This window comes from Streptomyces sp. RLB3-17 (assembly GCF_007113425.2).
In the GTDB taxonomy this organism is placed as follows: domain Bacteria; phylum Actinomycetota; class Actinomycetes; order Streptomycetales; family Streptomycetaceae; genus Streptomyces; species Streptomyces mirabilis_D.
On the sequence record NZ_CP041610.2, the window covers coordinates 703,380 to 717,579 of the forward strand.

General features: G+C 69.5%; 10 protein-coding genes and 3 pseudogenes. 6 read left to right on the forward strand and 7 right to left on the reverse strand.

The annotated features are described in order from the left end of the window. Positions 1 to 104: 104 nt before the first annotated feature. The 3 genes from FNV62_RS03460 to FNV62_RS03470 form a co-directional block, all read right to left on the reverse strand. Positions 105 to 533: an organic hydroperoxide resistance protein gene (locus tag FNV62_RS03460; protein WP_144314651.1), complete on the reverse strand. Its 429-nt coding sequence runs from the start codon at positions 531 to 533 to the stop codon at positions 105 to 107. Between the two features lie 286 nt (positions 534 to 819). Beyond that, positions 820 to 1,560, reverse strand: a complete 741-nt coding sequence (locus FNV62_RS55285; RefSeq protein WP_225900800.1) for a helix-turn-helix transcriptional regulator — start codon at positions 1,558 to 1,560, stop codon at positions 820 to 822. 114 nt (positions 1,561 to 1,674) lie between these two features. Next, a complete protein-coding gene (locus FNV62_RS03470) occupies positions 1,675 to 1,869 on the reverse strand; it encodes a hypothetical protein (protein ID WP_143599875.1) in 195 nt (64 codons plus the stop codon). A 379-nt stretch (positions 1,870 to 2,248) separates the two neighbouring features. On the opposite strand from FNV62_RS03470, the pseudogene FNV62_RS03475 reads away from it, so the two are divergent. Further along, positions 2,249 to 2,543, forward strand: a pseudogene (locus FNV62_RS03475) (sulfurtransferase); the annotation flags it as partial. Between the two features lie 711 nt (positions 2,544 to 3,254). On the opposite strand, the pseudogene FNV62_RS03480 reads toward FNV62_RS03475, so the two are convergent. Both FNV62_RS03480 and FNV62_RS03485 read right to left on the reverse strand, forming a co-directional pair. Then, a pseudogene (locus tag FNV62_RS03480) lies at positions 3,255 to 4,880 on the reverse strand (dolichyl-phosphate-mannose--protein mannosyltransferase). 204 nt (positions 4,881 to 5,084) lie between these two features. Beyond that, positions 5,085 to 6,527 carry an aldehyde dehydrogenase gene (locus FNV62_RS03485; RefSeq protein WP_144314652.1) on the reverse strand — a complete coding sequence of 481 codons (1,443 nt, stop codon included), beginning with the start codon at positions 6,525 to 6,527 and terminating at the stop codon, positions 5,085 to 5,087. Positions 6,528 to 7,044: 517 nt separating this feature from the next. On the opposite strand from FNV62_RS03485, the gene FNV62_RS03490 reads away from it, so the two are divergent. Next, on the forward strand, positions 7,045 to 8,112 hold the full coding sequence (locus FNV62_RS03490; RefSeq protein ID WP_143599877.1) for an alpha/beta fold hydrolase: 1,068 nt from the start codon (positions 7,045 to 7,047) through the stop codon (positions 8,110 to 8,112). A 273-nt stretch (positions 8,113 to 8,385) separates the two neighbouring features. Here the strand turns inward: FNV62_RS03490 and msrA are convergent, their stop codons facing one another. Further along, the gene (gene msrA, locus FNV62_RS03495) at positions 8,386 to 8,883 is read right to left on the reverse strand and encodes a peptide-methionine (S)-S-oxide reductase MsrA (protein ID WP_143599878.1); all 498 of its coding nucleotides are present in this window, start codon (positions 8,881 to 8,883) and stop codon (positions 8,386 to 8,388) included. A 191-nt stretch (positions 8,884 to 9,074) separates the two neighbouring features. Here msrA and FNV62_RS03500 point away from each other — a divergent pair, with 191 nt between their 5' ends. The 4 genes and pseudogenes from FNV62_RS03500 to FNV62_RS55290 all read left to right on the forward strand — a co-directional run bounded on the left by FNV62_RS03500 (position 9,075) and on the right by FNV62_RS55290 (position 12,168). Further along, a complete protein-coding gene (locus FNV62_RS03500; protein WP_205523115.1) occupies positions 9,075 to 9,953 on the forward strand; it encodes an alpha/beta fold hydrolase in 879 nt (292 codons plus the stop codon). A gap of 95 nt (positions 9,954 to 10,048) precedes the next feature. Further along, positions 10,049 to 10,807: pseudogene (locus tag FNV62_RS03505) on the forward strand (helix-turn-helix domain-containing protein). A 166-nt stretch (positions 10,808 to 10,973) separates the two neighbouring features. Further along, positions 10,974 to 11,447, forward strand: a complete 474-nt coding sequence (locus FNV62_RS03510; RefSeq protein WP_143599879.1) for a nuclear transport factor 2 family protein — start codon at positions 10,974 to 10,976, stop codon at positions 11,445 to 11,447. A gap of 448 nt (positions 11,448 to 11,895) precedes the next feature. Next, positions 11,896 to 12,168 carry a hypothetical protein gene (locus FNV62_RS55290; protein WP_225900122.1) on the forward strand — a complete coding sequence of 91 codons (273 nt, stop codon included), beginning with the start codon at positions 11,896 to 11,898 and terminating at the stop codon, positions 12,166 to 12,168. A 438-nt stretch (positions 12,169 to 12,606) separates the two neighbouring features. Here the strand turns inward: FNV62_RS55290 and FNV62_RS03520 are convergent, their stop codons facing one another. Then, a complete protein-coding gene (locus FNV62_RS03520; RefSeq protein WP_205523116.1) occupies positions 12,607 to 14,142 on the reverse strand; it encodes an MDR family MFS transporter in 1,536 nt (511 codons plus the stop codon). Between the last annotated feature and the right edge of the window lie 58 nt (positions 14,143 to 14,200).

Below are 14,200 nucleotides of genomic sequence, written 5' to 3' on the forward strand. Positions count from 1 at the left end.
CATGTCCTGCCCTCGCTCTTCGGTCGGCGGTGTGAGTACGGCTGAGGGGGTGGCGGGTCCCGTGCAGGGGGAACGCGGGACCCGCGGTCGAGGGGAGGGATAGATCAGGCGGCGACGCCGACGTTGATGATGACCGGGATGTTGTCGCGCGTGGCCTTGGAGTACGGGCAGATCTGGTGGGCGGCGTGCGCGAGCTCCTCGGCGGTGGCCTGGTCGACACCGCCGAGAACAGGGTTGAAAACCGCGGAGAGGGAGAACTCGCCGTCGTCGCCGTGGGTGAGGGTGATCTCGGCGGTGATGGTGGTGCTGGTGAGCCGTATCTTGCGGATGGTCGCGGCGCGGCGCAGGGCGCCGAGGAAGCAGGCGGCCCAGCCGGCGGCGAGGAGCTGCTCGGGGTTGGTCGCGGTGCCCGCACCGCCGAGCTCCTTGGGGAGGGCGAGGCCGGTCTCCAGCAGACCGTCGGAGGAGCGGACACGACCGCCGTTCCGGCCCTCTCCGTCGACGTCGACAACGGCGGTGTAGCTGACTGCCATGACTGGTGCTCCCCATCTGGGTCGAAAGGTCTTTGGTCGCCTGCCGACCAGGACACTCTTTTCGTCACCGGTTGAGGCGGTGACGCAATCATGGCAGCCGCTTTCGTCACCCGTCAAGGTGGTGATTGGAGGCTTTCGGTGGCTGCCCCTCCCCCACGGCGGACCCGTGCCCCTCCGACCGGCTACACACCGCGGTCGGCAACGCTGCCCGCACGCCTCGAGCTGCACCCAGTCCGCTGCCACTCAGGAGATCCGGGCGCTCGAGCGGGAGGCGGGCATGCCCCGTTCACCCGTAACAGCCGAGTTCACCCGTAATGGCCGACGGATGCATGTCACCGAGGCCGGGAAGATGCCGGCCGTCACACCGAGGTGATCCTGGGCAACCTGCATGACGCCCAGCACCGGCTGCAGGCGTCGGCGCGGCGGCATGCCGGGCGGGTGCGTGTCTGCGCGTCCCCCCAGCGCGAACACCACGCCGGCCCCGGATGCGGCGTGCCGTGCGCCTCGCCGGGCCGACCGGGCACGCTGGGTGGCTGGTTGCTTGGGGTGGCGTCCTGGGGTGTGGCGGCCAAGTTGTCGTACGCCGGCGCCCTGCTGACCGCCAGGCGAGTCCGATGGCCCAACTCGCTGTGACGGTGCGGTCGTCGGGCCATCTCCGTCGACATCCTCGAGGTCGAGAGCGGCCAGAGCGTCTCACAGCGCGGCTCGGGAGTCGACGACGAGTCTGGGACAAATCCGGTACCAGGGGATGTCTATGATCGGGCGGGAGGAACAGTCGCTCGGCGATCTGCTTGTTGGTCCGCCCGGTGGCGGCCGGCCTCGCGACCTCCCATTCCTGAGCGGTCAGCGTCCCCTTGCCCGGTTGGGCGGTGGCGGCTGCGGGGTGACCGCCGGCGCGGAGTTCAGCCGTGGCGCGGGCCGCCCACGGTTCCGCTCCGAGCTCGTTGAACGCCTCGGACGCCTTGACCGGTTGCTCGCGAGCTTCCTCCGTCGCACGCCGACGGCGTAGGCGTTCGCCGTAGTACAGGGCTACCCACGCGACGCCGAAAGGCCAGTCGCCGGGCCCAGCCGGGGAAAGTGCCCGGTCGACAGGGCGAAGGCCGCGTCGGTAGGCGTGGTCCCGGCATGCTGTGCCGGATGCCTACAGCCCCAGGTCGAGGGCGAGGCACGAGTAGAACTTCCACGAGCCTTCGGGGTCGTACGATGCACTCGCCCCGCCGCCCGGCGCCGCCTCTACCTCTTCGGTCATGTCCTCGAAGCGGATGCGCTCGGGAAGCCTGCCGTATCGCGCGTGCCGTACCGCCGCCGCGGCGTCCGTGGTGGGCTTCTTGTTCATGGCCGTGCTCCACTTCGTCGATCGCGGCCGGCGTCCTGCTTGTTGCCTTGGACGACGATGAGCATGCTCCTCCATTCGTCACCTGTCAAGGTGGTGACGGTCGGGCGCGGGCCGGTTACCCCGTGACGTCGGCTTCGAGGATCGTGGCGGTGAAGGCCTCGGGCCGCTCCTGGGGTGGTTGCGGCCGACCCCCGGGACGACGTAGTGCTTCCAGGGGCCCGAGAAGTGGGCGGCGTAGCCGCTTCCGCCGGTCGGCGGGATGACACCGTCAGCCTCTCCATCCAGCGTCACGGCAGGAACGATGATCTTCGGCTGCTCCAGCAACCGTTTCTCCAGCTCCGCGTAACGGAGATCGCCGGGGGCCTTGGCCAGGCGGTGTCCGGGCCACGTCCCGTCCGCACACAACTCCCGTGGTGGAACAACGCCAACGACAACGGCACCTTCAAGTCGGACAACGAGCTCAACGAGCTCCACGCCGAGGATCAGGTGGACTTGGCGAGGACACCATCGCCTACCGCCGCATCGGTGAGCGCTCCGCGCTGACCTGGTTCGTCCTGCACGAGCTGCCGGGCGTGGAGAACGTCAAGAACTGCGACGGCTCTTGGACCGAGTACGGCAGCCTCGTCGGCGTCCCGATCGAGCTCGTCGCCACCCCGTGGAGCGCGGCTCGCTGACTCAGACCGACCTACCCTGGGCGGCGCTGAGCTACCGGGTCTTCCAGGCCTGACAGCGCCGCGGCATCTCAGACCTGCCGTCTCAGGGCGCTGCTCTCTCCATGAGTTCTGCCGCCCGGAGCATTCACGCCGATTTCCCCGATGGAAGGGGAAATCGGGTCCGGTCCCGTAGTTCCGGAGCCGGGTCCCTACGATCCCTGGCTCTCCTCGATCATCCGGACGACGCCGGAGATCTGCCGCCGTGCGGCACGGCCTTCAGACAGGTACGCGCAGAGGCCCCGTACCTGCCGGTCCGACACCGCTGGGGGTACGGCGTGGATCCGGTGAGTTCCAGCTCGGCGGGCTCACCGGACCTCGACCCGTGTTCCTCCGGGTATGTCGCCCTGGTCGACGCGTGGTCCAACCTTGATGTGGCCGTCGTCTACGCGGGGATCGGCGCCTGTCGGGGCTCGCGCTGGTGGTGGCCCGTGCGTGGGCGGGTCGTTCGCGGGCGGAGGAGGCGGATGCGGAGGGCAGAGTCGCCCTCTGATCAGTGAGTTGTGGGAGCTCTTTCCGTCGAGTGGTGCCGGAGACCATGGTGCACGAGCCGCAGGGCGGGGGCCGGTGGCGGGCCGGGGACCGTGAGGTGCCGGCCGCGATCATCTTCCATGGCGTCCGGCCACCCGCTCGCCCACGAGATGGGCGAGCGCGACAACGACTGTGCGGCCGGTCTCAGATCCAGATGTCGAGCCACATCCTGGCGCGCCAGTCGGCGTACGGGATCGTCTGCCCGGTGTAGATCGGGAAGAAGTAGATGAAGGTCCAGGCGATGAGCAGGACCAGCACGCCTGCGGCCACCGTGCCTCGTGTGCGGCGCTTGTCAGTCACTCCCGGCGGACCAAGCAGGGCTCCCAGCATCATCGCCACGGCCAGGCACAGGTACGGCACGAAGACGACCGCGTAGAAGGAGAAGATCGTGCGGTCCTGGTGCAGGAACCAGGGCAGATAGCCGGCACCCATCGCACACAGGATGGCGCCGGCGCGCCAGTCTCGGCGCAGCGCCCATCGTCCGTCCCGGGTTTCGGCGCCTCGTAGTGCAACAGCACAGGGCGGCCCAGGACCAGCCAACTCCAGCGATTCGACTGCCACTTGTGGGGAGTGTGCAGCCCCACATTGAACTGGTACACCCCGTACTCGTAGTGCCACAGGCTGCGCAGCGAGGCCGGAATCCACGACCAGGTGCCGCCGCGGCCGTCCGCCCAGTGGCGTCCGTAGCCGTTGCCGGACAGGAACCAGCCGGTCCATGTCGCCAGATACGTCACCACGGCGACCGGGACGAGGGACAGCACCGACCAGTTGAGGTCTTTGCGCAGCACCGCGCGGTAGGGGCGGCGCGCTCCCGCTACGCGGCGAGCGCCGACGTCCCACAGCAGGCCAAGGATCACGAAGAAGGCGAAGAAGTACAGGCCGTTCCATTTGGTGGAGGCCGCCAGTCCCAGGAAGAGGCCGGCTGCGAACCGCCAGGGACACAGCCTCGTCCGGGCATGGTCACCTGTGTGTCCGTCCGGGCGTACCCGCCCGTCCTCGTCCACCGGTAAGGCCGCCTCGAGCCGGGCTCGTGCACGGTCCCGGTCGATGAGCAGGCATCCGAACGCCGCCAGTGCGAAGGACATGACGACGAGGTCGAGCAGAGCGGTGCGACTCATCACCACGTGCAGACCGTCCATCGCCATCAGTGCTCCGGCCAGGCAGCCCAGCAGGGTCGAACGGAACAGGCGGCGTCCTATTCGGCACAGCATCAGCACCGACAGAGTGCCCAGGGCCGCCGTCATGAAGCGCCAGCCGAACGGGGTCAGGCCGAACATCCACTCGCCGAGGGCGATCACCCACTTGCCCGTCGGCGGGTGCGCGACGAAGGACCCGGTGTCGGAGAGCGGGATCACCTGGGGATCGGCGAGTATCTGCGGGTCGGCGATCTTGCGGTCCGGCCAGGTGCTCTCGTAGCCGAGCCGCAGCAGGGACCAGGCGTCCTTGGCGTAGTACGTCTCGTCGAATACGACCGCCCGCGGCCGGCCAAGGTGCCAGAAGCGGATTGCCCCGGCCAGGACGGCGACGATTACCGGCCCCAGCCGGTCCATCGCCTTCGCGACACGGTACGCCCGTGCCGGATCGAGACGTGTGAGCTCGCACTGACAGGCCGGCGGCTTCGGAAAGGGCGGAAACAAGACGCTCGCGGATGTCGGTCCCCGGGCGTGCGACGTATCCGAATCTCCGAAGTCGTTCCTGCCAGTCTTTGGGCTGCGTTGTCGGACGGGTGCCGTCGAAGACGGGGGAACGGGTCGCTTCGCTACTCGTCACTGAATGACCTTAGGGGTCATGCACGCACGTGTGTCCCGCGCCGGTCTCTTCGGAGCGGGACACACGTCTTCACGGGGCCAGGTCGGTCAGAAGGTCAGGCTCCGGCGTTGCGCAGGCCGACGCCGGTGACCGGGAGCCCGTCGTAGGTGGCGTACGGGCAGCCGTCCCAGTTCGCCGGAACCGACCCTCTTGGACGCCGGGGGGTCAGACGGTGATGGTCTTGTACTCGGTGTAGGTGCCGAGGCCGACCGCGCCGTACTCGCGGCCGATGCCGCTGGCCTTGAAGCCCCCGAACGGGCCGTCGAAGGCGACGGAGGCGCCGTTGACGGTGATGGTGCCGGTGCGGACGCGGCGGGCGACCGTCAGGGCGCGCTCCTCGTCGGAGGACCAGACGCCGCCGGAGAGGCCGTACTCGGAGTCGTTGGCGATGCGGACCGCGTCGTCCTCGTCGTCGTAGGCAATGACCACCAGGACCGGACCGAAGATCTCCTCCTGCGCGATCCGCATGGAGTTGTCTACGTCGGCGAAGACGGTGGGCGTGACGTAGTTGCCCTTCTCCAGGCCCTCGGGGATCTGCGGGCCGCCAGCGACCAAGCGGGCGCCCTCCTCGATGCCGAGCTGGATGTAGGTGCGTACCTGCTCCTGCTGGTCGGGGCGGATCATCGGGCCGATGAAGGTGTCGGGGTCGTTCGGGTCGCCCACCTTCAGCGACTCCACCAGTTCCTTCAGCGCGGCCACGACCTCTTCGTACCGGCTGCGCGGGGCCAGGATCCGGGTCTGGGCGATGCACGACTCGCCGTTGTTGAGCAGGGAGCCGAACTTGACGCCCGCGACGGCCTTCTCGATGTCTGCGTCGGGAAGAATGATGGCGGCGGACTTGCCGCCCAGCTCCAGGCTGACCCGCTTGAGCTGCTCGCCCGCGATCGAGGCGATACGGCGGCCCGCCCGTGTCGAGCCGGTGAAGGCGATCTTGTCGACGTCCTTGTGTGAGACCAGGTACTCACTGGTCTCCCGGTCCGCGGGCAGGACGCTGATCACGCCCTCGGGCAGGCCCACCTGCTCCAGCAGCTCGGCCAGGAAGCCCATGCTCAGCGAGTTCTCCGGGGACACCTTCAGGACCACGGAGTTGCCGGCGACCAGGGCCGGGATGATCTTCGAAGTGGCCGAGGAGAAGGGCGAGTTCCACGGGATCACCGCGGCCACGACGCCGATCGCCTCGCGGCGCACCACGCTGCGCACCGGGGACGCCGGGTCGGAGGGCACGAGCGTCTCCTCCCAACCGAACTGCTCGGCCGCCTTCAGGTAGGCGTTCGCCTGCCGGGTCAGGCCGGGCTGTCCGGCGCGGGTGAACCATCCGGCCGAACCGTTCTCCAGCGAGATCAGGTGTGCGATCTTCTCCGCGTTCTTCTCGCGCAGTGCGTTGAATCGCCGCAGGACCGCGATCCGCTCCGCGGGCGGTGTCAGACGCCACGCGCCGGCCTCGAAGGACGCCCGTGCCGCGGCAACCGCGCGGTCGATGTCCGCCGGGTGCGCCTGCGCGGCACGGCCGACCACCGACCGGTCGTGCGGCGAGGCGATGTCGAGCAGCTCCGGGTTGCTCGGCTCGACCCAGGAACCTCCGATGAAAAGCCGGTCGTAGGTGATCATGCGCTTTCTCTCTTCCGGTGTTTTCGGTTCAGTTCAGTCGGGATTCAACTGCCACATCAATGTAGCACTTATATTCTTTAGATACACATAACAGTGACCTCAAAGTCGCGATCCTCTACAGGAGGTACATCTGAGCCCTGAGCGGGCGGCCGACGTGGCGGTCGACACGTATCTGTGCGACATCGGCGCCCCACGTCACGAGCCCGCGTGATGACGAAGGCCACATGCACCTCCACGCGGCTCCCGTGTCGCCCTCCGCGGCTGACCGTCATATGGCTGATGTGTCCGGTTTCGTTGCGGACGAGAGTGTGTGCCGCCGGTCCCGCTCACCGAGAGGAACAGCCTCGGATCTGCCGCCCGTCCTCATCGAATCCACTATCCGTCACCCCTTTGACAGGTGACGAGGGGTGTGCGAGGGTCGTCGCGTCAAGGCCGCGGGGATCTCGTTCCGCCGATATGAGCGGGAGTTTTCCCGGGCTCGGGCCGGTCACCGGAAACGCACGACGGAGGGCATCACATGATCAACAGGCGTACCTTCAGCAAGGCCGTCAGCCTGGGCACCGGCGCGGCGGCGGTCTCACTGTCCGGCCTGCAGACCAGCGCATCCGCCGCGACCGCCGCACACGAGCCGGGCGGCGCTTCCATCCCCACCGTGCCCGCCGTCACCCCGGGCACCCACACCGAGTTCGGCACGATCAAGCAGGTCAAGGCGGGGGTCCTGGACATCGGCTACGCCGAGGCCGGTCCCGCCCACGGCCCGGTCGTCCTCCTCCTGCACGGCTGGCCCTACGACATCCACAGCTTCGTCGACGTAGCCCCGCTCCTCGCCGACCAGGGTTACCGCGTCATCGTTCCCTACCTGCGCGGACACGGCAGCACCCGCTTCCTGTCCCGGAACACTCCCCGCACCGCGGAGCAGTCCGCCATCGCGCTCGACATCATCGCCCTGATGGACGCCCTCAAGATCCACAAGGCCGTCCTCGCCGGCTTCGACTGGGGCTCGCGCACCGCCGACATCATCGCCGCCCTGTGGCCCGAGCGCGTCAAGGCCCTTGTCTCCACCAGCGGTTACCTCATCACCGACCGCAAGGCGCAGTTGGAGCCCGCCCTCCCGGCCGTCGAGCACAACTGGTGGTACCAGTGGTACTTCGCCTCCGAGCGCGGCAAGAAGACCATGGAGAACGTCGACAAGCGCATCGCGCTGTGCCGCTACGTGTGGACCCTCGTCTCCCCCAACTGGAACTTCGACGACGCCACCTACCAGCGCACGGCCCAGGCCTTCAAGAACCCCGACTACGCCGCCGTCGTCCTCTACAACTACCGCTGGCGCATCGGCCTCATCGAGGGGGAGCGACGCTACGACCGTTACGAGAAGCTCCTCGCGGCCCAGCCCCCCATCGGCGTTCCCACGGTCACCCTCGACGCGGCACTCGACCCCTTCACCCCGGCCGGCGGCGGCTCCACCTACCGCGACCACTTCACCGGCCCGTACCAGCACCGCACCATCGCGAACATCGGCCACAACCTGCCACAGGAAGCGCCCACCACCTTCGCCCAGGCCGTGGTCGACGCCGACCACCTCTAAGATCCGCACCCGTGACCGACCCGGCCCCCGCACACCGCGTCGGTCACGCCCAGGTGGAGTTCCTCCTGGCAGGGAGACGTCCATGATGATGGCCGCCTTCCCCGAACCGATCCCCACCGAGCACCTGAAGGAGGCGCACGGGCCGCGGATCACGCTGCCCGCGGAGTCCAGAGAGCCGGCCGGACGGCCTGCCGGGCCCGCAGCGGCACATGTGTGCGCCGGGCCCGGATGCGCGGCCGGGAAGGGCATCGTCCCTCCCGGCCGCGCCGGTGTTCAGGACTCGCCGCGCCTGGGCAGGCGCCAGTTCGGCCGCGGGAAATGGCAGGTGTAGCCGTCCGGGTAGCGCTGGAGGTAGTCCTGGTGCTCCGGCTCGGCCTCCCACAACGGGCCGGCCGGCACCACCTCGGTCACCACCGGTCCCGGCCACAGCCCGGACGCGTCGACGTCGGCGATGGTGTCCTGCGCGATGCGGCGCTGCTCGTCGTCAAGGTAGAAGATGGCGGAGCGGTAGGTGAGGCCGATGTCGTTGCCCTGCCGGTTCCTCGTGGTCGGGTCGTGGATCTGGAAGAAGCACTCCAGGATCGTGCGGTAGTCGGTGACCGCGGGATCGAAGGTGATCTCGATCGACTCCGCGTGTTTTCCGTGGTCGCGATAGGTGGGATCGGGCTTGTCGTCGTCGCCGCTGTAGCCCACCCGGGTGCGCTCCACACCGGCCAGCGCCCGGATCAGCTCGCCACCCGCCAGCAGCGCCTTCTCCTCGACGTCGCTCATGACACCTCACCTTTCTGTCCGCGTCTGTCCGTGCGGGCTCCAGGCTCGCGCGCCGGAAGCTCCACACCCTTCCGTCACCATCTTGACGGGTGACGGATCGCATGACAGATTCATCACCTGCCAGGGCGGTGACGAAAGCCGGTAGGACCGGCCCGCCCGTATACCGAGGAAATGCCTGAGAGGGGTTTGTCGTGGTGAGCATCAAGGGTGGACGCAAACGGCTGGTAACGGGTGTGGTCTCGACGGTCACGGCGGGTCTCGCGTTCGGTGCGTTCGCCCTCAGCGGCACCGCCAACGGCGCGGCCAAGACCGCCGAGACCGCCGAGGCCGCCGAGGCCGCCGACGCAGGCCGACACGCCAAGCCGACCATCGTCCTGGAGCACGGCGCGTTCGCCGACGGCTCCAGCTGGAACGGCGTCATCGCTGACCTGCGCGCCGACGGCTACCCGGTCATCGCCGCCGCCAACCCGCTGCGCGGCCCGGCCTCCGACGCCGCCGCCCTGCGCACGGTCCTCGACCACGTCAAAGGCCCGAAGATCCTCGTCGGCCACTCCTACGGCGGCAACGTCATCAGCCAGGCCGCCACCGACGACCCCGAGGTCAAGGCCCTGGTCTACGTCGCCGCCTTCCTGCCCGCCCCCGGCGAGAGCGCCCTGGAGCTCACCAACAAATACCCGGGCTCCACCCTCCCCGACGCCCTCGATCCGGTCACCTACAAGCAGGCCGACGGCTCCACCGCCACCGACCTGTACATCCAGCAGGACAAGTTCCGTCACCAGTTCGCCGCTGACGTGCCCGCCCAGCAGGCCGCCCTGATGGCCGCCGAGCAGCGTCCCATCGCCCAGGCCGCCCTGGAGGAGAAGGCCACCACCGCGGCCTGGAAGACCAAGCCCAGCTGGGACGTTGTCACCACCCGCGACCTCAACATCCCCGCCGCCGTCCAGCGCTTCATGGCCAAGCGCGCCCACGCGCACACCACCGAGGTCGCCGCCTCCCACTCGGTCGCCGTCTCCCACCCCCGCCTGGTGGCGGACGTGATCGAGCGGGCCGCCCACGCCACCGCCCGCTGACACCCCTCGAAGGACGGCGGGACTCCAGGTCCCGCCGTCCTCGGGACATCAACGGCACACCACACAGGTGTGCGGCCCGCACAAGAATGGACGCCATGACCTCACGCTCCGACCCCCGGGCGCTCGGTGCCTTTCTCAGGGCCCGTCGGGCGCAGCTGGATCCGCGGGAGTGCGGCCTGCCGGAGACGGACTCCGCGCGCAGGGTCGCGGGAGTGCGCCGCGAGGAGGTCGCCCAACTCGCCGCGATCAGCGTGGACTACTACACCCGCCTCGAACAGGGCCGCGTCCGCGCCTCCGCCCCCGTCCTCACCACCCTGGCCCGCGCCCTGCGCCTCGACGACGACCAGCGGCATTACGTCTACGAACTCGCCGGCCGCCTACGCACGCCCACGCCACCGCCGACCCGCCCAACGCACACGGCCCGCCATGCGCCGCCTCCTCGACCAACTCACCCACACACCCACCCTGTTCACCGACCCCGCGATCCGCGGGATGCACCAGGATGGGGCACACGACTCCCGCGCCGCCGTCGCCGCTTTGCGCATGGAGGCCGCGGCTGACCCCGACGCGCCCGCCTCGTCGGCGAACTGACGATCCAGGACGCGGACTTCCGCACCTGGTGGGCCGAACACCGCGTCAACAGCGCGACCTACGGCACCAAGCAGTACCGCCACCCTTTGGTGGGCGACCCCACCCTCGACTGCGACACCTGGGCCGGCCCCGACGGCGCCGGACAACGCCTGATGGTCCTGACCGCGCAACCCGACAGCCCCGCCCACGACGCCCTGCGCATCCTCACCTCCTGGACCGCGGAGCGGGCGGAACCCGGCCGGGCGAAGGACAGGACACCGTGACCACCTGACCGCCGGAGGGACCCAGCGCGCGACCGTCGTGCGTGCGGCCGGCGTGCCCAGCGGCCCGGCCGCGTTCCGGGCAGGTGAACCCGCACGCCCCCACCCGGGTGCTGCTCTGTCAACAGGGCAGCACACTGAAGATGGCCCATGTCGCCTGGAGGAAACCATGTCTGCGTCCACCCGCATGCCCGCCGATCCGGCGTCGAGCCACCGGGCCATCGAGAACCTCATCGCACGTTACGCCGAGCTCGTGGACGGCGGAGATTTCGCGGGGCTCGGAGTCCTTCTCGCCGACGCCACCTTCACCGGCAGCGGCGAGCCGGTGAGCGGCCGCGACGCGATCGAGAAGATGTTCCAGGACACTGTGATCCTCTACGAGGACGGCACACCGCGAACCCAGCATGTGACGACCAATGTCGCCATCGAGGTCGACGAACAGACGGGTACGGCGGTCTCGCGTTCATACGTCACCGTGTTGCAGGCGCTGCCCGATCTGCCGCTGCAACCCATTGCCGGTGGCCGTTACCACGACCGCTTCGAGCGCCGTGCTGGGCAGTGGCGCTTCGTGGAGCGGCAGGTCCGCATCAGCCTCGTCGGCGATGTCAGGCGCCATCTGCGCCAGGCCGGCGCACAGCGGTAGCCCTCCCCCGGGGCCGGGCCGAACCGCAATTCGGAATTGCGACAAGGTTCATCCACTCCTTCTTCGGCAATTCGGAGGTCCAGGGGGCGGCACTGCTGCCCTCTGGTGCGGCGGGGGTGGGCAAGACCACCGTGCTCGACACGGTGACGACCGGCGCCGCGCACAACGGCGTCCGAGTCCTGCGCGCGGCCGGCATGCGGATCGAGGCAGACATCAACTACGCCGGTCTCAAGCCGCTCCTCGTACCGCTCTTCAACGACTTCGACATCCTGGACGACGTCCACCGCGACGCCCTGCGGGCCGCGGTCGGCATCCGCTGCAGACCTGCTCCCGACGGTCTCCTGACCTCCACCGCGGTCCTCCTGCTGCTCCGGCTGATCTCCGCCCCCGAACGCCGCTCCTGCTCGTCATCGACGAACTGCCCTGGCTGGACCGGGCGACCAACGCCGTGCTCGGCTTCGTGGCCCGACGGCTCGTCCGCAGCCGTATCAGCTTCCTCGCGGCCTCCCGTGAGGGCTCCGACAGCTTCTACGAGTCGAGTGACCTGTCCGAGCACCGGCTCGAGCCGCTGGACGACGCTTCGTCGGCCGAGCTGCTCGCACTCGCACACCCCGACGTCTCCCCCCGGTACGGCGCCACATCGCGGCCGAGGCACGCGGCAACCCGTCGGCGCTGGTGGAGCTGCCGATGGCGCGCTCCGCCGAGCAGCCCGCGATCCTGACGGCGGCGCCCACGCCCCTGAGCGAGTGCCTCCAGGTCATGTTCGCCACACGTCGCCGACCTGCCCGACCGCAGCCGGGAGCTGCTGCTGATCGCCGACCTCGACGGAACCGGTGACCTGGCTCCACCTAGGCGGCCGCGGTTGGCCGAGCTTCCGTCGACGACTTCGTTCCCGCCGAGCGGAACCACCTGGTGACGGTCTCGGCCGACGACCGCCGGCTGCCCTTCCGGCATCCGCTGACCGGTTCCGCGGTGGTGGAGCCGACGACCGCCAGCGCTTGAACCCCTGTGGGTCGCCCAGCTCAAGAGGCTCTCGGAGAGTGCCCCGGGAGACGGCAGCGCGTAGCCGACACCGTGGCGTGCACCGCGGGTGTCCCGCAACGCCGCCGGCCGGCACCCGGTGAGGGCGTCGGCCGGTCGAGGGAGTGTTGTCCGGGGGTCAGGCGGCCGGGACGGCGTCCTTGGCGGGGGCGGGCTCGGGGGTACGGGGCGTCTCGGCGGTCTTCCGCGCCGGCTTGAGGAAGAGGGCGAGGAGGATGCCGACGGCGAGGGTGGGGGCGATCCAGAGGTAGCCGGTGGCCGTCGCGTGGTCGAAGGCGTCGAGTGCGGTGTCGCGCAGGTCGGCGGGCAGACGGCCGATGGTGTCGGGGCGGGCGGCGTCGAAGCCGCCGGCGGTCGCCAGGCCGTGGGTGCGGTCGGCGAAGCCGGTGTTGAGGAGGGTGCCGAAGACAGCGACACCGAAGGCCGCGCCGATGGAACGGGCGAAGGTGACCACGGCGCTGGCCGCGCCGAGATCGGCGGTGGGCACGCTGTTCTGGACCGTGGTCAGCACGACCATGGGCACCATGCCGATGCCGACGCCGGTGATCAGGAAGTAGACGCTCAGCACAAGGGTGTTGGTGGCCGCCCCGATGGTGCCCAGCAGGAGCAGCCCGGCGAGGTTGGCGAGCAGGCCCACCAGGAGGATCGCTCGCAGCCGGTCGACGTGTGCGGCCCAGCGTCCGGCCAGGGACTGGCTGACGACCAGACCGGCGACCAGGGGCAGCATGTGGATGCCGGAGAGAGTGGCCGAGACCCCGTGAACGATCTGGAGGTAGGTCGGCAGATAGACCAGCACGGAGAACATCGCGGCGTTGGCGAAGAACCCGATCAGCGAGGAGAAGACCACGGTCCGGGAGGCAAGCATGGCCGGCGGCAGGACAGGGGCAGCGGCGCGGCGCTCGACCGGCACCAGCGCGACGGTCAGCGCGACGGTGGCGATGATCAGGCCGACGATGGCCGGCGAGCCCCAGCCCCAGCGCTCACCGAAAGATGTGATCAGGACCAGGCCGGTGGCGATGGCGGCCAGGATGGTGGCGCCGAGGTAGTCGATGCGGGCCTTGGCGCCCCGGGTGGCCGCGGGCAGCGCCCGCGCGGCGATGGCCAGGGCGATGATGCCAACGGGCAGGTTGACCAGGAAGGCCCACCGCCAGGACAGCTGGTCGGTGAAGACGCCGCCCAGCAGGGGGCCGACGATGCTGGCGACGCCGTAGACCGAACCGAACATGCCCTGGTAGCGACCGCGTTCGCTCGGGGCGACGATGTCACCGACGAGGGCGAAGGTCAGCACGATCATGCCGCCGCCGCCCACGCCCTGCAGCACGCGGGCGCCGATCAGCTCGGGCAGGTTCCGCGCCAGGCCACAGACCACCGAGGCGATCAGGAAGATCGAGGTCGAGGCCAGGTACAGCCGCTTGCGGCCGAACATGTCGCCGAGCTTGCCCCACAGCGGGGTCACCGCCGTCGACGCGAGCAAATACGCGGCGCTGACCCATGCGATGTCGTCGAACCCGTTCAGGTCCTCCGCTATCCGGGGCAACGCGGTCGAGACGATCGTCTGGTCCAGGGCCGCCAAGAGGACCGCCAGGATCAGCGCGCTCATGGCGGCCGCCACACCACCTGCCTTGGGTGATGCGGACTGCTGTGCCTTCGACATCGGAACTTGCCTTTCTGGAAGTGGTGCACAGGGACGGTGCGCCGACCGCCATCAGTCG